Raw genomic sequence first — 18064 nt, 5'->3', positions numbered from 1 at the left:
GATCCGAGTCGGGGGAACCGGCCTTCGCCGTGGTGCGGGGCCTCGCTCAGTCGTGCCTGACCAGCTCGTCGGCCACCCACCGCGCGACGCCGGCCGGGTAGGGCGACGGCAGTCCGAGGACGATGTGCCCGAAGCCCGCGCCGACCGCCTCGCCGATCGCGTCCCTCGTGTCCCCGGGCCGGTCGTAGGAGACGGGCAGGTGGATCGAGCGGACGATCGAGGCGGGGTCGCGGCCGATCTCGGTGCAGTAGCGGTCGAGCAGGGCGCTGCGCGCGATCACGTCCTCGATGTCGCCGCCGGGGATGTTCCACAGGTCGGCGTGGGCGGCGGCCACGCGCAGCGTCGCGGCGGAGCGGCCGCCGATCAGGATCGGCGGGTGGGGGCGCTGGACGGGCTTGGGGCTGCCGAACGCCCCGGTGAGGTGGTGGTGGGTGCCGTGGAAGTCGAAGGGTTCGGTCTCGGTCCACAGGCGCCGGATCACCGCGCACGCCTCGGCGAGGCTCGCGACGGCGTCCGCGGTGGCGTGGAAGGGCAGCCCGTGGGCCTCGTACTCGCGGCGGGCCGGCGGGTGGTCCGGGCGGGAGCCGACGCCGATGCCGAAGTCGAGCCGGCCGCCGGAGACGATGTCGACGGTCGTGGCGATCTTGGCGAGCAGCGCGGGCGGCCGGAACCGGTTGCTGGTCACCATGACGCCCAGGCGCAGCCGCCGGGTCTGCGCGGCGAGGGCCGAGAGCAGCGTCCAGCCCTCGTACGCCGGTCCGGCCGGGTCGCCGCCGATCGGCATGAGGTGGTCGAAGAGCCAGGCGTGCTCGATCTCGGGTATCGCGTCCGCCTCCTGCCAGACGCGCAGGACGTCCTCGTACTCGACCTGCATGGGCGCGGTCATGATCCCGAAGCGGGGTTGAGGAGCGTGTGGCATGCGGTGGCCGGTCCCTTCCGTCAGCGGCGCCGCAGCGCCGGGTCGAGCAGGGCGGGCGGGGTGTCGATCTTCTCGTCCGGCGCCAGGTCGGTGCCGGGGGCGACGATCGCGTCGATCGCGTCGAGCACGTCCGCGGAGAGCACGGTGTCGGCGGCGGCGAGCTGCGCGTGCAGGTGGTCGGCCGTGCGCGGGCCGATGAGCGCGCTGGTCACGGCCGGGTGCGCGGTCACGAAGCCGAGCGCGAGCTGGATCATGGTCAGGCCCGCCGCGTCGGCGACCCCGGCCAGCTTCTCCACGGCGTCGAGCCGGGCCCGGTTGGCGGGGACGGTCAGGTCGAAGCGGTGCGGCAGGACCGCCGAGCGGTTGGTGGTGATCTCCCGGCCCGCGCGGACCGCCCCGGAGAGCCAGCCGGAGGCCAGCGGGGACCAGGCGAGGACGCCGAGCCCGTACTCCTCGGTGACGGGCAGGACGTGGGTCTCGATGCCGCGCTGGAGGATCGAGTAGCTGGGCTGCTCGGTGACGTAGCGGCCGAGGCGGTGTTCGCGGGCGGCCCACTGGGCCTGCACGATGCGGTAGGCGGGGAAGGTCGAGGAGCCGAAGTAACGGATCTTGCCCGCGCGCTGGAGGTCCGTCAGCGCGGCGAGGGTCTCCTCGTCACTGGTGCGCGGGTCCCAGCGGTGGATCTGGTAGAGGTCGACGTGGTCGACGCCGAGGCGGCGCAGGCTGTTCTCCAGCGCGGTGACCAGCCAGCGGCGCGAGCTGCCCCGGTGGTTGCGCTCGTCGCTCATCGGTTCGTTCGCCTTGGTGGCCAGCACGAGGTCGTCGCGGCGGCCCGCTATGGCCTTGCCGACCATCTCCTCCGACTCGCCCCGGCCGTACATGTCGGCGGTGTCGATGACGTTGACACCCGCTTCGAGGGCGGTGTCGACGAGGGCGGTGGCCTCGTCCTGGGTGGTGCGCCCGATGGCGCCGAAGTTCATCGCGCCGAGCGCGAGGGTGCTGACCTGGACGCCGGTGCGGCCGAGGGTGCGGTACTGCATGACGGTGTTCCTCCGCTGGAGAATGAGGGGTAAAAGGGCAGGGGTGACATGGCCGCCGGGCCCGGGGTCTGCCATCATGAGAAAAACGGAACGTTGTTCCGCTGCCTCTTCGACAATACGGAGCCGTGTTCCGTTTTGCAAGCGGTGGCGGTGCGCACGGTGCAGAAGTGCAGAAGGAGGAGGAGCGGCGCGGTGGTGAGCGACAGCGGCGAGGGCGCGGGTCGGACGGCCAGGCCCAGGCGGGCGGACGTCAGGCGGAACGAGGAGAGCCTGCTCAACGCGGCCGCCGCGGTCTTCGTGGCCTCCGGCGTGGAGGCGCCGGTGCGCGACATCGCGGCCGAGGCGGGCGTCGGGATGGGCACGATCTACCGCCACTTCCCGACCCGGGCGGACCTGATCGTCGCCGTCTACCGGCACCAGGTGGAGGCCTGCGCCGAGGCGGGCCCCGCCCTGCTCGCGAGCAGCGAGTCCCCCTACGCGGCGCTGGGAGAATGGATCGACCGGTTCGTCGACTTCCTGGTCACCAAGCACGGGCTGGCCGGGGTGCTCCAGTCCGACAAGGCCGGCTTCGACACGCTGCACGCCTACTTCATCGACCGCCTGGTGCCCGTGTGCGCCGAGCTGCTCGACGCCGCGGCCGCGTCCGGCGAGATCACGCCAGGGCCGACCGCCCTGGAGCTGATGCGCGGCGTCGGCAACCTCTGCATCGGCGCGGAGAACGACCCCGGCTACGACGCACGCCGGCTGGTCGAGCTGCTGATCGCCGGCCTGCGCAGCGCCTAGGGGGTGCTGCGAAAGTCCCGCCTGCCGCGCGGCCCGCCCTTCGGGCGAACGACGGGACTTTCGCAACACGCCCTAGAAGTCCTACGCCGGCGGCAGGCACTCCTCGGACGGCGGCTTGCCCTCCGGCCAGGCGATCTTGACGAAGCGGGAGCTGCCGTCCGGGGTCAGCTCCACGATCGGCACCGCCTTGTCGTACGGATTGCCGTGCACGTCCAGACAGATCCAGCCGCTCGCGCCGTTCACCCGGAGCTGGCGGCCCTTGACCTGCGGCCACTGGAGGCCGACGTCCGCGAGGGCCGGGATCCGCTTCCCGGCCGGGGTGGCCGAGCGCACGCCGTGCACCGCGAGGCGCATGGCATCGTACGCGATGATCAGCTGGCCGTCGTCGAGGGCGATCGGGCCGATGGGGCCGACGGGCTCCGTCCTGCCGCGGCGCAGCATGCCGTCCAGGTCCTCCGCGTCCTCGGCGCTGCCGCCGGTCTTCGCTAAGTCCTCGGCCCAGGCGTCCGGGTGGGCGAGCGCGGTGTAGCGCACGGACAGGTTGTGCTGGAGGGCGCTGCGTTCCAGATGCCGGTCGCCGGTGAGGTACGAGCCCTCGTCGCCGGTGAGCAGGGTGAACTTCCGGTCCTGGCAGCCGCGGTCGCCGAGCGCGTTGATGAACTGCCGCAACTGGGTGTGGCGGCCCGCGAAGAAGACCGTGTCCGTGCCCCGCGCCGTGTCGCACAGCACGTGCGTGATCTGCGCGAACGTGTTGGCGGTCGTGCCCTCCTTGCTGCGGTCGGCGGGCGGCGTGAAGGGCTGCGGCTCGTACGGCGAGCCCTTCAGCAGCGCGGCGAAGGACTTCTGGAGCGTGCGCGTGTACGGGTCGCCCGACTTGTCGTAGACCAGGAACGCCTTGGACGCCGCGACCTTGGCGAAGGAGGCGAGGGCGCGGGCCTCGTCGGTGTTGGTGGGGGAGACCCGGGCGAGCCCGGGGAAGGGGTCGCCTTCGGGGCCGTTGGCGAGGTCGTCGGCGGTGATGGAGGTGCCGGTCACCGGGATGCCGCGGCGGGTCAGCTCCTTCACGGCCCGTTTGTTGTTGTCGGTGCTCAGGCCGACGCCGGTCACCGCGCGCAGCCGGTCCGGGGACGTCGTCATCCGCTCCAGCTGGTCCACGGTGTGCTCCCAGTGCGCGCCGGTCGCGCCGGGGTTGGCGAGCACGAGCCGGATCTTCGGCAGCTGGTCGTTGGACTCGTGGTTGGCCCGGTACTGCGCGAGATAGGCGCCCTGGAGCTCGTGCAGCACGTCGCCCAGGTTGTCGTTGTCGGTCGCGGTGAAGGGTTCGAGCAGCGCGACCGTCACGTACTCGCCGGGCTTGAGGCGGTGGTTCTCCCGGTTGATCGCCCGCACGGTGTCGGTGAGCCGGGCCCGCCCGAAGGCGTACGCCGTGTCCGAGACGCCGACGCACTCGGTGCTGCCCTCGGGCTGGACGACGCCGGGGGCGCAGGACCGGTCGTCGTGGGTCAGCGTCCGGCCGCCCCACACCCCGAGGCCGACGAGCACGGCCGCCAGCGCCAGCGCGAGGTACCGGCGGAAGCGGATCTCCCAGACGTCCTCGCGCAGCCACACCCAGATGTTCGCCATCACTCGTCCCCGTCGTCGTCCGAGGTGCCCGGTATGCGCAGGGGGCGGCCGGCGAGGGCGTCCGCCGGCCAGTCCCGGGAGGCCCGCCACAGCAGGGCGTTGCCCGCGGGCCGGGCGTTCGACAACTGCTCCAGCTCGAACCGCAGCCGGTCGGTCACCTTCGGGTCCGGCAGCACCAGCGGGTCGGTGAGCTGCCAGACGGCGTGCAGCAGCCGGCGCGTGCGCAGGTGGAGCGCGGTGTCGACGCCCTCGGGCGGCTCGTGCGCGGCGTCGGTGTGGCCCAGGGCGATGTTGGCGCGGTGGTCGTGGCCGTCGAAGTCGCGGCCGTCGGGGTCGTGCGCGTGGAAGTACGGCGCCGAGGCGATGAAGACCAGCGCGGCCAGCCAGTCGCGCATGTCGGCGGTGTGGAAGGTGTCGCGCAGGTGGGCGACGGCCCGCTCGGTGTCGCCGAGGGCCAGCTCGTGGTGGAGCCGGTAGCGGGCGCGGCCGGCCGCGCCGTCGTCGTCCGGGCCGCCGTCGGGGACCGGTGCCGTGTAGTGCTCGATGAGGGTGCGATGGGTGGCCCGCCACTCCTCGTGGTCCGGATCGTGGTGGTGCAGCCGGAGCAGCAGCAGCGTCCGCAGGAAGGGATCACCGATGAACTGTCCGGGGCCGGCGGGCCGGCCCTCCCCGGCGAGCCGTTCCTCGATCCCCAGCACCCCGGAGTTGCCGAAGTCGTCCGGCAGCCGCCGCTCGGCCAGGGCGCGGGCCGAGGCGCGGTCGTGGGCGGCGGCGAGCACGGTCAGTTCGTCCAGCCGGCCGCCGGGCACCAGCCGGCCGATCAGCTCCTGGTAGGCGGGCCGGCCGTCGTGGTCCTCGGACATTACGAGATCCGCGGTGAGCAGCCCGCCCAGCGAGGCGGCCGCGGGCAGGTTCTGCCGGGCGGACTCGGCGAGCAGGGTGATCCCGAGCGGGCTGCCGCAGGTCAGCCGGTGGGTGGCGTGCGACAGGTGCGGCGGCACCTCGACGCCCTGGCAGGCGGCGCCCACCAGGTGCAGGGTGTCGTCCGGGGTCAGCGGCGGCAGCGGGACGAGCAGCGCGTGCGAGGACGGGGCGGTGTCCGGGGCCCAGTCGCTGGCGCGGGCCACGTCGGGCAGCTCCCGGCGGACGGCGTTGCGCAGCACGGGGTGGGTGTCGCCGCGCAGCGCCGCGAAGAACGCGGTGCTGTCGGCTAGACCGTCGGCGCGGTCGCGCAGCACCGCCTCCATCAGCCCGCGGCCGGGCGGCGCCTGCACGTTGTCGATCAGTACGAGGGGACGGCCGATCCGCTTCGAGCGGGCCAGCGGACCCGCGTACGCGTCGCCGAGATCGGCCAGCAGGGCCCGTACGAGATGGCGCTCGGCGTGGGCGCGGGAGTCGCCGCCCGCCCGGAAGTGCCCGCCCAGCAGGATCAGGCCGAGCTTGGCGCTGCCGCCCGCGTTCGGATAGTCGCGGTACCAGGCAGCGCCCTTGCGCAGCCGCAGGTGGGTGGGCGACATGCCCTCGGAGAACGCCTCCAGGGTCGCCTCGATGATCGGCTCGACCACCGGTCCGGTACCGGACATCGAGGCGATCAGCTTGGAGACGACCTTGCTGACCCAGCGCCCGGCGAACCCCGACAGCCAGGACCCCGAGTCGTTCAGCAGCAGGATCCGCTCGGCCTCCTGCCGGATGCGCGGCAGGTCGCGGGTGTTCCAGCCGCCCGCCGCCACCGCGATCAGGCCGGAGGCCAGCCGCGGGAAGCTGATCCGGCCCGCGCCCGTGACCGGCGCCGCGAGTTGTTCGGCGACGGTGGTGAGCGCCTGGGTGACCGGCGACCACGCCTCGGCCGGGCGCTCCGGCGGCGGTACGGCGAACTGCCGGTCCTCGCCGTCGACCAGCGCGACCGGGGTGTGCCCCTGGTACGCCTGGCGCAGCTCGTCCAGGACCGCGCTCTTGCCGAGCCCGCGGGCGCCCGCGAGCACCACGAACGGCAGCTCACCGGTGTACTCGGGCGGCGAGGCGCGGTGCTGGTACGGGCGCAGGCCGACCAGCCGCGGAGCGAGTCCGGGCGGATCCGTGCCGAAGAGCGCTCCCCGCCCGTGCAGCCCTCTGCCCACCGCATCTCCCCCTGTGTCAACAGCAGTGTAAAAAGGGGGAGTTGGTTCGGACTAGGGCAAGTGGTGTCCGTTGGGTTACAAAACGCTCGGGGTGATCGACCGAGGGTGATCACCGGGGGTGCCGCTGCGGCAGCCGTACGGGCCGGCTCCCGCTGCCGCCGACCGGATCAGCTGCCGCTGCCGCCCTCGCCGCTGTTGCCGCTCTCGCCGCGCTCGCGCCGGCGCAGTTCCTCCTCGCGGCGGCGCAGGTCGGCCTCCCAGTCCTTGAGCAGCGCCTCGTCCTTCTTGTTCTCGGCCTTCAGGGAGTTCAGGAACTCGGGGTTGTCGTCGGGGGCGACGTACTGGGTGCGGTGGCTGCGGTGCCACTCGGAGGGCGTGGAACCACCGGCGGGACCCCGACGCGCCTTGCCCGCGGCGAGCCAGGCGACCGGACCGATCAGCACCTCGCCGAAGAGCAGGACGATGATGATCCACACCACCTTGGGCAGGTGGCGGACCTCGTCCTCGGGTGTGTTCAGGCAGTCGATGAAAGCGTAGATCCACAACGCCAGGACCAGCAGAAACGGCAGATACCTGAGCATGGCCGAACGATCCCCCACAAAGCGATGGCGGGGCGATGAGGGCCCCGGTGACGGGCACAGGGTAGCCGGTACCGGATACTTGGTCGCATGGCTTACGACGATCTTCGGTCCCTGCTCCGGGCGCTGGAACGCGAGGGCGACCTCAAGCGCATCAAGGCCGAGGTGGACCCGTACCTGGAGGTCGGGGAGATCGTCGACCGGGTGCAGAAGTCCGGCGGTCCGGCCCTGCTCTTCGAGAACGTCAAGGGCTCCGCGATGCCGCTGGCGATGAACGTCTTCGGAACCGACCGCCGCCTGCTGAAGGCGCTCGGCCTGAAGTCGTACGGGGACATCTCCGACAAGATCGGCGGTCTGCTGCGGCCCGAGCTGCCGCACGGGTTCGTCGGGGTGCGGGAGGCGTTCGGCAAGCTCGGCGCGATGGCGCACGTACCGCCGAAGAAGGTGAAGCCGGGGGACGCTCCCGTCCAGGAGGTGGTCCTGACCGGCGACGACGTCGACCTCGACCGGCTCCCCGCGCTCTTCACCTGGCCCAAGGACGGCGGCTCCTTCTTCAACCTGGGCCTGACCCACACCAAGGACCCGGAGACGGGCATCCGCAACCTGGGCCTCTACCGCCTCCAGCGCCACGACCGCAACACCATCGGGATGCACTGGCAGATCCACAAGGACAGCCGGAACCACTACCAGGTCGCCGCCCGCCGGGGCGAGCGCCTCCCGGTCGCCATCGCCTTCGGCTGCCCGCCGGCCGTGACGTACGCCTCCACGGCCCCGCTCCCCGGCGACATCGACGAGTACCTCTTCGCGGGCTTCCTCCAGGGCAAGCGGATCGAGATGGTCGACTGCAAGACGGTCCCGCTCCAGGTCCCGGCGAACGCCGAGGTCGTACTGGAAGGCTGGCTGGAGCCGGGCGAGATGCTCCCGGAGGGCCCCTTCGGCGACCACACGGGCTTCTACACCCCGCAGGAACCGTTCCCGGCCCTGAAGATCGACTGCGTGACGATGCGGAGGCGCCCGCTGCTCCAGTCGATCGTGGTGGGCCGCCCGCCGACGGAGGACGGCCCGCTGGGCCGCGCGACGGAGCGTTTCTTCCTCCCGCTCCTGAAGATCATCGTCCCGGACATCGTGGACTACCACCTGCCGGAGGCGGGCGGCTTCCACAACTGCGCGATCGTCTCGATCGACAAGAAGTACCCCAAGCACGCCCAGAAGGTGATGCACGCGGTCTGGGGCGCCCACATGATGTCGCTCACCAAGCTGATCGTGGTCGTGGACGCGGACTGCGATGTCCACGATCTGCACGAGGTGGCCTGGCGGGCGCTCGGCAACACGGACTACGCCCGCGACCTGTCGGTGGTCGAAGGCCCGGTCGACCACCTGGACCACGCCTCCTACCAGCAGTTCTGGGGCGGCAAGGCGGGCATCGACGCGACGAAGAAGTGGCCTGAGGAGGGCTACACGCGGGACGGGGGCTGGCCGGACATGGTGGAGTCCGACCCGGAGACGGCGGCGAAGGTCGACCGCCGCTGGAAGGAGTACGGGCTGTGACGTCCGTGAAGTACGCGAGGGAGTCCGGGCAGTGAGGCCGTCGAAGAGCGTGAGGGAGACCGGCCGGTGACTTCAGCATCCGCGGCGCTTCCGCAGCCGGGCCGCACCAAGGCGTTTCTGCGGCTGGTCATGATCGAGCACTCGGTGTTCGCGCTGCCCTTCGCCTACATCGCCGCGCTGACGGCGATGTTCAAGTGGGACGGCAATATCCACTGGGGCCGCCTGCTCCTCGTCACCGTCTGCATGGTGGGCCTGCGGACCTTCGCCATGGCGGTGAACCGGATCATCGACCGCGAGATCGACGCGAGGAACCCGCGTACGGCGCACCGCGAGCTGGTGACCGGCGCGATGTCGGTGAAGCACGCCTGGACCGGGGCCCTGATCGCTGTGGTGATCTTCCTGGGCTCGGCGGCGCTCCTGAACCCGCTCTGCCTGGCCCTCGCGCCGGTCGCGGTGATCCCGATGGTGGTCTACCCCTACGGGAAGCGGTTCACGAACTTCCCGCAGGCCATCCTGGGTCTGGCCCAGGCGATCGGCCCGATCGGCGGCTGGCTGGCGATCTCCGGCGAGTGGTCCTGGGACGCGGTGATCCTGGGCCTCGCGGTCGGCATCTGGATCGGCGGCTTCGACCTGATCTACGCCTGCCAGGACGTGGAGACGGACCGAGCGGTGGGAGTCATGTCCGTCCCGGCACGCTTCGGCATCCCGGCCGCGATCTGGGGAGCGCGCGTCTGCCACACCATCACCACGGCCCTGTTCGTCTGGTTCGCCCTCTCCACGGACGCGGGCGCGTTCTTCTGGCTGGGCCTGCTGATCGTCGCGGGCGCGTTCCTGTACGAGCACACGATCGTCCGCCCGCACGACCTGACCCGCCTGAACCGGGCCTTCTTCCAGGTCAACGGCTTCATCGGGATCGCGTTGTTCGTGTGCGCGCTGCTGGATCTTGTGGTGCGGGGGCTTACGGTCTAGCGGCCGGCGCTAACCGTCTAATCGGCGCTTCCGGTGTTGCCGGGGGCGCCGATTGAGTGCGTCCCCTTCGCGGGCAGGGTCGCGACGAGACCTCGTTCACGGAGCTCGATGATGGCGCGGCGGACGGTGCCGAGGCTTACGCCGTACAGCTCTGTCATGGCGCGCTCGCCAGGTAGCGCGGCCCCTTGCGGCAGCCTGCCGGACGAGATGTCGTCGGCGATGGCGTCGGCGAGCTTCACATATTCGTAGCGCGGCAGATCATTCACCTGGGCATAGTGGCTCTGGCAGGACGACCGCGTCCGTCAATCGGCGCTCTCATCCACTTCCGTGGTATTGACGACCGGCCGCTCCACCACGAACGATCCCTTGCCCCGCACAGTGACGATGAGCCCCCGCTCGCGGAGCTCTTGGGCGGTGCGCCGAGCGGTGAGCCGGGCTACGCCGTACTCATCGGCGAGATGGTTCTCCGAGGGAATCGGCCGGTCCGGCGCCAGCTTCCCGGACTTGATCTTTCCCGCGATGATGTCAGCCAGCTGCACGTAGAGCGGTCGCGCGCTCAATGGGTCGAGGGAAGTCTCGCGTTCCTCTGCATCGCTCATGTGTCAACCGTAGACCGCCTCTCCGTCCACGTTCGAGTGGTTCCGGCTGTACTTGTATGTAGAGGGCTGTGTTGTGCGTGTAGCGTCTCGGACGACAAAACCCCGGCGGCGATTGGAGTCGCCCCGGGGCACGGCACCAGCTTCGAAGGAGCTGACGCATGTCCGACCTTATCCCTCGTCTGCTGCCCTGGATGAGCCTTCTGCTGGCTTCCCTGTGCGTACTCGTTTCTCTGGCGCGGATCGCGCTGCCTGTGCCGAGCGGACGGCAACGCAAAGGCGGTGCGACCCACCGGGCGGAACGGCGGCCCGTACTCGCTGCCGCTGCCGCGAGGCACCGGCGTCCCCTCGGCGTTCACGAGCGCCCCCTCGACGGCACGGCGAACCGCTCCGTGCGCCCGTACGTCATGTGCGGCGGGGTGGAGGTCGCGTGAACGCGGACGAAACGGACGGCGCGCGTCAGCTCAGGCTGCTGCCGTGGTTCGGCCTGGAGGGCAGGCCCGCCTACGTCATCGCGGACCCGGAGAACCCAGGGCCGGTGTCGCGGCACGCGGACTTCGTCGAGACCACGCAACTGGAGATGGCGGCCGTACTGCTCGGCCACGCCCGCGAACTGGCCGACGAGGCGGGCCCGGCGGAGCTGCGCCACCTGGTGCTGGAGCTGACCCGGGCGCTGACCGACGTCCTGCGCATCGCCACCGGCGTCCGGCCGTAGAGTTCCCCATGCCGCCGCGTGCGGGTCCCGACCTTGAGGAAGCCGAGCCCGATGTATCTGAGCCGGATCTCTGTACGGAACGTCAAGACGTTCCATGGCCCCCGCGAGGTCAAGCTGGACCTCACCCGGCCGGATGGTTCGTACGCCGGATGGACGGTGCTGGCGGGGCGGAACGGCTCGGGGAAGACGACGCTACTGCGGGCTGTGGCGCTGGCAGTGACCGGGCCGGACAACGCGCACCGCCTCATGCCCAGCTTCAAGGCTTGGATGAGCGAGGGCGCCGAACGCGCCGACGCTTTCGCCGAAGTTGTCCCCGCGTACGAGTACGACTACTGGGCGGTCGACGGCACCGACGAGCAACCGCCGCCCAGCGTTCCGTCGGCCATACGGTGGGAATGGCGGAACCCGCCGGCGATGGGAGCACGGGGCAGTCGCCCTGCCGAACCGTCCATGACGTCTGCCAGTGGCCTTGCCCTCTGGCCTCCCGTTCCCGGCAGCATCTGGGACCCTCAGCCCGTCGGCTGGCTCCTGGCCGGGTACGGCTCGTTCCGTCGCCTGTCGGGCGGTGAGGGCCACCGCAAGCCCGTCGGTGTGCTCTCCCGCCTCGGCACCCTCTTCGATGAAGACGCCTCGCTCGCCGAAGGCGTGAGCTGGCTGGTCGGCCAGCACCTGCGAGCCCTTGAGGGCGACGAGGCCGCCGCCGAACTCAAGGCCACGGCTCTGGCGGTCCTGGGTGATGGCCTCCTGCCCGACGGCTGTCGCGTCGTGGACGTCGACTCCGAGGGCCTGTGGGTCGACTGGGAGGGCCGCCGCTTCCCGCTGCGCGAGATGAGCGACGGCCTGCGTACGATCACCGCGCTCGTCGTGGACCTGCTCCGGCAGGTGTACGAGTCCTACGCCGCCGCCCGCGAGGAAGGCGTGGCCCTCACCGAGCAGCGCGACGGCCGCACCGTCGTATCGGTCCCGGGCGTCGTCCTGATCGACGAGGTGGACGCCCACCTCCACGTCTCGTGGCAGCGTCGTATCGGCCCGTGGCTGACCGCGCACTTCCCGGGTATCCAGTTCATCGTCACGACCCACAGCCCGTACATCTGCCAGTCCGCCGACCCCGGCGGCCTCATCCGGCTGCCGGGCCCCGGGGAGCAGACCGGACCACAGGTGGTGGACGAGGACCTGTACGAGCGAGTGGTGTACGGCAGCGGGGACGACGCCGCCCTGTCGGAGCTGTTCGGTCTCGACAGCCCGTACTCGGAGAAAGCGGAGGCGCTGCGGGCCGAACTGGTCGCCCTGGAGGGGCAGGTGCTGCGCGGTGACGCGGACGCGGCGGCGCTGGCCCGCTACACCCGCATCAAGCGGCTCCTCACCAGCTCGCCGTCCGCCCGGCTCGACGAGATGTCCGCCCGTCTGTCCCTGCTGGCCGAGGAAGGAGCCCGCCCGGCGGACGGAGGGCACGGCGAGTGATCCGGCTGGCGCGCATTCCGCTGCCGCGGGAGACCGCGGAGTACCTGGAGCGGTACGGCGCCCGAGTCGAGACCGCGGCCGATCAGAAGGCGGTGGCCAACGAGCTGTGGAGCCGCAACACCACCGTCCGTACGAAGGTGCGTCCAACGCTGAAGGACACCCTCGGGGAGATGGCAGCCGGTCACCAGCGGTGCATGTACTGCGGTGACAACCAGGGCTGCGCCGTCGACCACTTCGAACCGGTGGCGTGCAACCCCCTGCGGACCTTCGACTGGGCGAACCACCTGCTGGCATGCTCGGTGTGCAACAGCCACCACAAGCGGGACCGCTTCCCCCGTGACGAGACGGACGGCAGTGCGCTGCTGCTCGATCCGACCTGCGAGGAGCCGCTGCACCACCTGCACTTGAATCTGGCCGCCGGCTCGTACACCGCCCTGAGCGCCAAGGGCGAGGCGAGCATCAAGGTGTTCGGACTGAACCGGCCCGTCCTCATCAAAGGCCGCAGGGAAGCCTGTGCGCGGGCCGGGCTCTTCCTCGGCCAATGGACTTCGTCCTGGCAGTGCGGGGACCGTGACACCGCCGACCGGATCGTCAGGCTCGCCTGGAACCAACCCCTGGCGGACGTATTGGCCTCGATGTTCCACCAGGCGTTCCACCCGGCCGCCACCGCACTCTTCGCCGGACAAGCCGACCTGCTGGCACTTCTGCTCGACGCGGATACCCGAGACGCCTTTGGAGCCGGTGCGGAGCAGGAGAGACCGAAGTGACCATCCCGGACAGCGACCGCCCGCACTCGCGGCTCGCCCGCTACGAGGACATGTTCCGCGGGCACCGGACGGAGATCGTCGAGGGTGACCTCGTGATGTGCCCGCTCAAGCCGTTCCACGCCAAGAGCATCCAGAGGATCTGGACCCAGCTCGAAGACCAGCTGAGCCCGGCGTGGGGCTTCATCAGCGACGTCGCCATCCCGTTCGACGCCGACTTCGAGTTCTGCCCCGATCTCGCGCTCATCCCCACGGCCGAGAAGAACAAGAATTTGACCTCCTACTCGCCCGACCTGATCGAGCTCGCGATCGAGGTGGTGTCACCGAGCAGCGTCCGCAACGACTACGAGGTCAAAAATCAGCAGTACGCGGCCCGGGGGATTCCGAACTACCTGATCTTCGATCCGCAGAAGGGGCACCTCGTCACGCTCTGGAATCCCGGCCCCGACGGTTACCTGGGCCGGGACACGATTGCGTACGGCGGCAAGGCCACCGTCGAGACAGGAGTCGGCCGCCTCACCGTGGACACCAGCCGCCTTCCCGTGGACCCCGGGACGTCCGGCCGGTCCTGAGCGCATGGCGTTCCCCCGGTAGGCTCGGATACGTGAACGCAGGAGAATCGCAGCGCGTGCCTTGGATCGTGGGGGTGTCCGGGGCGTCCGGGACGCCGTACGCGGCTGCTGTGCTGCGTGGGCTGCTCGCGGCCGGAGAGAGCGTCGACCTCGTCGTATCGCGGGCCTCCCGGCTCACGCTGCTGGACGAGACAGGGATCGGGTACCGGGACTCGCACTGGCGGGACGACCTGCGGGAGTGGCTGGCCCGGGGGGCCGACGGCAAGCCCGACACCTTCGACGTCAGCGTCGTCGGTGACGGCGAGCGTGTGCGGCACTGGGGGGCCGGGGACCTCGCCGCCGGGCCGTCCTCCGGCTCGTACCCCTCCAAGGGGATGCTCATCGTGCCCGCCTCCACCGCCTGCGTCGCCGGAGTCGCCCTCGGGCTCTCCAAGGACCTGCTCCAGCGGGCCGCCAGTGTGACGCTGAAAGAGGGGCGCAAGCTGGTCGTCGCCGTCCGCGAGACCCCGCTGAACGGGCAGACGCTGCGGCATCTCGTCACGCTCGACGACGCGGGCGCGGTCGTGCTCCCCGCCTCGCCGGCCTTCTACGCGGGCGCCACCCACATCCAGGATCTGGTGGACTTCGTCGCGGGGCGCGTACTCGACGCGGCGGGCGTCGGCCACGGGCTCTACCGCCGGTGGGAGGGCGAACTCGGCGGCGGCTCCGGTCCCCGGGGCGGCACCGCCTGAAGCAGTAACGCCGGAAACGCGCCAGCAACGCCAGCAACGCCAGTACGCACGTGCAGGACTTTTCAGGACTTTCAGGATTTTCTCAGCGGAAGGCTATCGATCGCATGGACGCGGTGGACAGGCAGCTCATCCAGGCTCTCAGGGAGAACGGCCGGGCCTCCTATGCGGAGCTGGGACGCCTCGTCGGTCTGTCGGGGCCCAGCGTCACCGACCGCATCAACCGGCTGGAGGCCGCCGGTGTCATCACCGGCTACCGCGCGACCGTCGACGCCGCCTCGCTCGGCCTCGGCGTCACCGCGCTCATCGGCATCTCGCTCTCCGACGCCACCGACCACGAGGACGTGGCGCAGCGGCTGAAGGACCTCTCCGAGATCGAGGACTGCTGGTTCATCGCCGGCGACGACTCGTACATGCTCAAGGTCCGTTCCAGCGACGTGGACGGTCTGGAGCGGACGATCCGCCGGCTCTCCGGCACGAAGGGCGTCTCCCGGACCCGTACGACCATCGTGCTCTCCACCAAGTGGGAGAACCGGGTGGGGGAGCTGCCCGCCGACGAGTAGGCGGTGAGCGGCGGAGTACGGTTGGCAGAGTTCGTCACAGGGGCGCAGGTAGGAGAGGTACACGCATGGACGTCGGGCTCAAGCGCGAGCTGGAGGACAAGGTCCGGGCCGGTGAGCGGCTGACCCGCGAGGACGGCATCGCGCTGTACGAGTCGGACGACCTGGCCTGGCTCGGCGGTCTCGCCCACGAGGTGCGCACGCGCAAGAACGGCGACGTCGTTCATTTCAATGTCAATCGGCATCTGAATATGACCAATGTCTGCACCGCCTCCTGCGCCTACTGCTCGTTCCAGCGCAAGCCGGGCGAGAAGGACGCGTACACGATGCGCATCGAGGAGGCGGTCAAGCTCGCCAAGGCGATGGAGGGCGAGAACCTCACCGAGCTGCACATCGTCAACGGGCTCCACCCCAACCTGCCGTGGCGCTACTACCCGCGGTCGCTGCGCGAGCTGAAGGCCGCGCTGCCCGACGTCTCGCTCAAGGCGTTCACCGCGACCGAGATCCATCACTTCGAGACCATCTCCGGGCTCTCCGCCTCCGAGATCCTCGACGAGCTGATCGACGCCGGGCTCGAGTCCCTCACCGGCGGTGGCGCCGAGATCTTCGACTGGGAGGTCCGGCAGCACATCGTCGACCACCGCACCCACTGGGAGGACTGGTCGCGCATCCACCGGCTGGCGCACGAGAAGGGGCTGAAGACCCCGTGCACCATGCTCTACGGGCACATCGAGGAGCCGCGCCACCGCGTCGACCACGTGCTGCGGCTGCGTGAGCTCCAGGACGAGACGAACGGCTTCCAGGTCTTCATCCCGCTGCGCTACCAGCACGACTTCGTGGACATGAAGGACGGGAAGGTGCGGAATCGCCTTCAGGCGCGGACGCAGATGGCGACCGGGGCGGAGGCGTTGAAGACCTTCGCCGTCTCCCGGCTGCTCTTCGACAACGTGCCGCACGTCAAGGTCTTCTGGGTCATGCACGGCGTGCAGACCGCGCAGCTCGCCCTCCAGCACGGCGCCGACGACATGGACGGCTCGGTCGTCGAGTACAAGATCACGCACGACGCCGACAACTACGGCACCCCGAACAAGCTGACCCGCGAGGACCTGCTCGACCTGATCCGCGACGCCGGGTTCCGCCCGGTCGAGCGGAACACCCGGTACGAGATCATCCGCGAGTACGAGGGTTCCGACCCGGCGCGACGGGACTCGCCGCAGCCCATGCGGGTGTGAGACACGGGGCGCGTGACGCCGGGCTCGGGCTCGCCCCCGGCCCGGCGTACGTGACGAACGCCGTCACACACTTCAAGTTCTCCCGGTCGGGGCCCGGCAAGCGCCGTATCCACGCCGGGGAGCTGAGCCGTCCGGCTGGCGGACATTTTTGATCTCCCCCGAGGGTAATGCTTACTCTCGCCCCATGGCCCTTACCTTCACCCTCGATCCCTCCGTCGACCCGGCCCTGCGCGACGGCGTCCTCGGGCTCTGGGCCGATGTCACCAACGCCGGCGGTGCCGTCGGCTTCGTACCGCCCGTGACGGCCGACGTGATCCGGCCGTCCTTCGTCAAGCACCTCGCCTCGATGAGCGAGGGCGGCACCCGGCTGCTGGTCGGCCGGGACGAGGCCGGGGACGTCGCCGCGACCGCCTTCTTCACCTTCAACACCCACCGCCTGATGACCCACTGGGTGTGGCTCTACACGGTGATGGTGCACCCGAAGCACCAGGGCAAGGGCTACGGGCGCGACCTGCTCGCCGCCGCGGCCGACGCCGCCCGAGGGTTCGAGGGCATAGAGGCGATACGGCTGACCTGCCGCGGCGGGCTCGGCCTCGAACGGTTCTACGGCTCCTGCGGTTACAAGGAGGTCGGCCGGGTGCCCGACGCGATCCGGGTGGCGCCCGGGGACGACCGGGACGACATCACGATGCTGCGGTATCTGGGCTGAGCGGCGCCGCCCGCTGATCCCCGTGCCCCGGCCCGAACCCCCACTACAAGATCTCGCGCGGACCGTGCTTCACTGGACGGTGTCCTTTGGGATGTCCTTTGGGATCGTTCGGAACGGGAAGAGTGGATTGAGATGCTCCGCTACACGCTGATGCGCCTCGGGATTTTCGTGGGCTGCTTCGTGGTCGTCTGGGGCCTCGTCTACTCCGGCATCGCCCCGCGCGGGCTCGGCGACTCCAACTACATGTGGGTCGTCCTGCTGGCGCTGGTCATCTCCGCGCCCATCAGCTTCGTGGTGCTGCGGGGTGAGCGCGACCGCGCCTCCGCGCAGGTCGTCGCCAAGGTGGACCGGGTCAAGGCCAACCTGGAGCAGAACCGCAGCCAGGAGGACGCCGCGGACGACGCGGCCCACGGCGCGCAGGGGCAGCCCTCCTAGCGACGCCGGTCCCGCCGGGCCCCGGCGGGTGAACCGTACGCTTGCCCGTATGGGTGCTGTGAAGAACAAGCGCATGCCGCGTGCGGTACGGGAGCGGCAGATGCTGGACGCCGCCGTGCGGACCTTCGGACAGCGGGGCTACCGGGCGGCGTCCATGGACGAGATCGCCGATCTCGCGGGCGTCTCCAAGCCGTTGGTGTACCTGTACCTGAACTCCAAGGAAGACCTGTTCACCGCGTGCATCCGGCGTGAGGCGAAGGCGCTCACCGAGGCGGTGCGCTCGGGCGCCAGGACCGGACTGCCCGCCGACCGCCAACTCTGGGACGGGCTGCTGGCGTTCTTCACGCACACCGCGCAGAACCCGGACGGCTGGTCGGTGCTGCACCGTCAGGCGCGTACGCACGGCGAGCCGTTCGCGGCCGAGGTGACCGTGATGCGCGAGGAGATCGTCGCGTTCGTCACCGAGCTGATCGTGATCGCCGCCCGGGAGGCGCACCGCGACCCGTCGCTGGCCGAGCGCGAGGTCGCCGGGCTCGCCGAGGCCCTGGTCGGCGCCGCCGAGTCGCTCGCCGCCTGGGCGAACGCCACCCCGGGCGTCAGCGCCCGGCAGGCGGCCGCGACCCTGATGAACTTCGCCTGGGCGGGCCTCGGCGAACTCATGGACGGCCGCCCCTGGACGCCCCCGCAGGAGAGCTGAAGCCCGCAGGAGAGCGGA

General features: G+C 70.7%; 20 protein-coding genes and 1 pseudogene. 14 read left to right on the top strand and 7 right to left on the bottom strand.

Annotated elements, in window-relative coordinates; genetic code table 11:
• Positions 1 to 46: 46 nt before the first annotated feature.
• Positions 47 to 919, bottom strand: a complete 873-nt coding sequence (locus ACFV6E_RS29525) for an LLM class flavin-dependent oxidoreductase (RefSeq protein ID WP_385465708.1) — start codon at positions 917 to 919, stop codon at positions 47 to 49.
• A 20-nt stretch (positions 920 to 939) separates the two neighbouring features.
• Positions 940 to 1959, bottom strand: a complete 1020-nt coding sequence (locus ACFV6E_RS29520; RefSeq protein ID WP_385160407.1) for an aldo/keto reductase — start codon at positions 1957 to 1959, stop codon at positions 940 to 942.
• A 195-nt stretch (positions 1960 to 2154) separates the two neighbouring features.
• Here ACFV6E_RS29520 and ACFV6E_RS29515 point away from each other — a divergent pair, with 195 nt between their 5' ends.
• On the top strand, positions 2155 to 2742 hold the full coding sequence (locus tag ACFV6E_RS29515) for a TetR/AcrR family transcriptional regulator (protein ID WP_385160540.1): 588 nt from the start codon (positions 2155 to 2157) through the stop codon (positions 2740 to 2742).
• A gap of 81 nt (positions 2743 to 2823) precedes the next feature.
• Here the strand turns inward: ACFV6E_RS29515 and ACFV6E_RS29510 are convergent, their stop codons facing one another.
• The 3 genes from ACFV6E_RS29510 to ACFV6E_RS29500 all read right to left on the bottom strand — a co-directional run bounded on the left by ACFV6E_RS29510 (position 2824) and on the right by ACFV6E_RS29500 (position 7063).
• On the bottom strand, positions 2824 to 4365 hold the full coding sequence (locus tag ACFV6E_RS29510) for a hypothetical protein (RefSeq protein WP_385160409.1): 1542 nt from the start codon (positions 4363 to 4365) through the stop codon (positions 2824 to 2826).
• Positions 4365 to 6482, bottom strand: coding sequence for a hypothetical protein (locus tag ACFV6E_RS29505; RefSeq protein WP_385465705.1), 2118 nt, complete (start codon positions 6480 to 6482; stop codon positions 4365 to 4367). Before ACFV6E_RS29505 ends, ACFV6E_RS29510 begins: the two co-directional genes overlap by 1 nt.
• Positions 6483 to 6649: 167 nt before the next feature.
• The gene (locus tag ACFV6E_RS29500; RefSeq protein WP_385160413.1) at positions 6650 to 7063 is read right to left on the bottom strand and encodes a PLD nuclease N-terminal domain-containing protein; all 414 of its coding nucleotides are present in this window, start codon (positions 7061 to 7063) and stop codon (positions 6650 to 6652) included.
• 87 nt (positions 7064 to 7150) lie between these two features.
• On the opposite strand from ACFV6E_RS29500, the gene ACFV6E_RS29495 reads away from it, so the two are divergent.
• Positions 7151 to 8608 carry a menaquinone biosynthesis decarboxylase gene (locus tag ACFV6E_RS29495; RefSeq protein WP_385465702.1) on the top strand — a complete coding sequence of 486 codons (1458 nt, stop codon included), beginning with the start codon at positions 7151 to 7153 and terminating at the stop codon, positions 8606 to 8608.
• 66 nt (positions 8609 to 8674) lie between these two features.
• Entirely contained in the window at positions 8675 to 9577 is a 903-nt protein-coding gene (gene mqnP, locus ACFV6E_RS29490; RefSeq protein ID WP_385160417.1) for a menaquinone biosynthesis prenyltransferase MqnP, read from the top strand.
• Positions 9578 to 9594: 17 nt separating this feature from the next.
• On the opposite strand, the gene ACFV6E_RS29485 is transcribed toward mqnP, so the two are convergent.
• Both ACFV6E_RS29485 and ACFV6E_RS29480 read right to left on the bottom strand, forming a co-directional pair.
• Positions 9595 to 9843 carry a winged helix-turn-helix domain-containing protein gene (locus ACFV6E_RS29485; RefSeq protein WP_385160419.1) on the bottom strand — a complete coding sequence of 83 codons (249 nt, stop codon included), beginning with the start codon at positions 9841 to 9843 and terminating at the stop codon, positions 9595 to 9597.
• A 36-nt stretch (positions 9844 to 9879) separates the two neighbouring features.
• Complete coding sequence (locus ACFV6E_RS29480) at positions 9880 to 10176, bottom strand: GntR family transcriptional regulator (protein WP_385160421.1); 297 nt, start codon at positions 10174 to 10176, stop codon at positions 9880 to 9882.
• A gap of 427 nt (positions 10177 to 10603) precedes the next feature.
• Here ACFV6E_RS29480 and ACFV6E_RS29475 point away from each other — a divergent pair, with 427 nt between their 5' ends.
• The 11 genes and pseudogenes from ACFV6E_RS29475 (at position 10604) to ACFV6E_RS29425 (ending at position 18046) form a co-directional block, all read left to right on the top strand.
• Positions 10604 to 10888 carry a hypothetical protein gene (locus ACFV6E_RS29475; protein WP_385160423.1) on the top strand — a complete coding sequence of 95 codons (285 nt, stop codon included), beginning with the start codon at positions 10604 to 10606 and terminating at the stop codon, positions 10886 to 10888.
• A 51-nt stretch (positions 10889 to 10939) separates the two neighbouring features.
• The gene (locus ACFV6E_RS29470; RefSeq protein WP_385465699.1) at positions 10940 to 12349 is read left to right on the top strand and encodes an AAA family ATPase; all 1410 of its coding nucleotides are present in this window, start codon (positions 10940 to 10942) and stop codon (positions 12347 to 12349) included.
• Positions 12346 to 13116 carry an HNH endonuclease gene (locus ACFV6E_RS29465; protein ID WP_385465696.1) on the top strand — a complete coding sequence of 257 codons (771 nt, stop codon included), beginning with the start codon at positions 12346 to 12348 and terminating at the stop codon, positions 13114 to 13116. The genes ACFV6E_RS29470 and ACFV6E_RS29465 overlap by 4 nt, the downstream gene beginning before the upstream one ends.
• Positions 13113 to 13685 carry a Uma2 family endonuclease gene (locus tag ACFV6E_RS29460; RefSeq protein ID WP_385465693.1) on the top strand — a complete coding sequence of 191 codons (573 nt, stop codon included), beginning with the start codon at positions 13113 to 13115 and terminating at the stop codon, positions 13683 to 13685. The genes ACFV6E_RS29465 and ACFV6E_RS29460 overlap by 4 nt, the downstream gene beginning before the upstream one ends.
• A 56-nt stretch (positions 13686 to 13741) precedes the next feature.
• Entirely contained in the window at positions 13742 to 14416 is a 675-nt protein-coding gene (locus ACFV6E_RS29455; protein ID WP_385465720.1) for a UbiX family flavin prenyltransferase, read from the top strand.
• 104 nt (positions 14417 to 14520) lie between these two features.
• Positions 14521 to 14976 carry an Lrp/AsnC family transcriptional regulator gene (locus ACFV6E_RS29450; RefSeq protein ID WP_385160430.1) on the top strand — a complete coding sequence of 152 codons (456 nt, stop codon included), beginning with the start codon at positions 14521 to 14523 and terminating at the stop codon, positions 14974 to 14976.
• A gap of 65 nt (positions 14977 to 15041) precedes the next feature.
• A complete protein-coding gene (gene mqnE, locus ACFV6E_RS29445; RefSeq protein WP_385465690.1) occupies positions 15042 to 16205 on the top strand; it encodes an aminofutalosine synthase MqnE in 1164 nt (387 codons plus the stop codon).
• Positions 16206 to 16222: 17 nt separating this feature from the next.
• Positions 16223 to 16318: pseudogene (locus tag ACFV6E_RS29440) on the top strand (uracil-DNA glycosylase); the annotation flags it as partial.
• Between the two features lie 71 nt (positions 16319 to 16389).
• Positions 16390 to 16914, top strand: coding sequence for a GNAT family N-acetyltransferase (locus ACFV6E_RS29435; protein ID WP_385465687.1), 525 nt, complete (start codon positions 16390 to 16392; stop codon positions 16912 to 16914).
• A gap of 132 nt (positions 16915 to 17046) precedes the next feature.
• Complete coding sequence (locus ACFV6E_RS29430) at positions 17047 to 17349, top strand: DUF4229 domain-containing protein (RefSeq protein WP_385160436.1); 303 nt, start codon at positions 17047 to 17049, stop codon at positions 17347 to 17349.
• Positions 17350 to 17398: 49 nt separating this feature from the next.
• Complete coding sequence (locus ACFV6E_RS29425; RefSeq protein WP_385160438.1) at positions 17399 to 18046, top strand: TetR/AcrR family transcriptional regulator; 648 nt, start codon at positions 17399 to 17401, stop codon at positions 18044 to 18046.
• Positions 18047 to 18064: the final 18 nt, after the last annotated feature.

This window comes from Streptomyces sp. NPDC059785 (genome assembly GCF_042732375.1).
GTDB lineage: Bacteria > Actinomycetota > Actinomycetes > Streptomycetales > Streptomycetaceae > Streptomyces.
The sequence above is the reverse complement of the archived record's forward strand: the minus strand, read 5'-3'. Positions and strand labels throughout refer to the sequence as shown.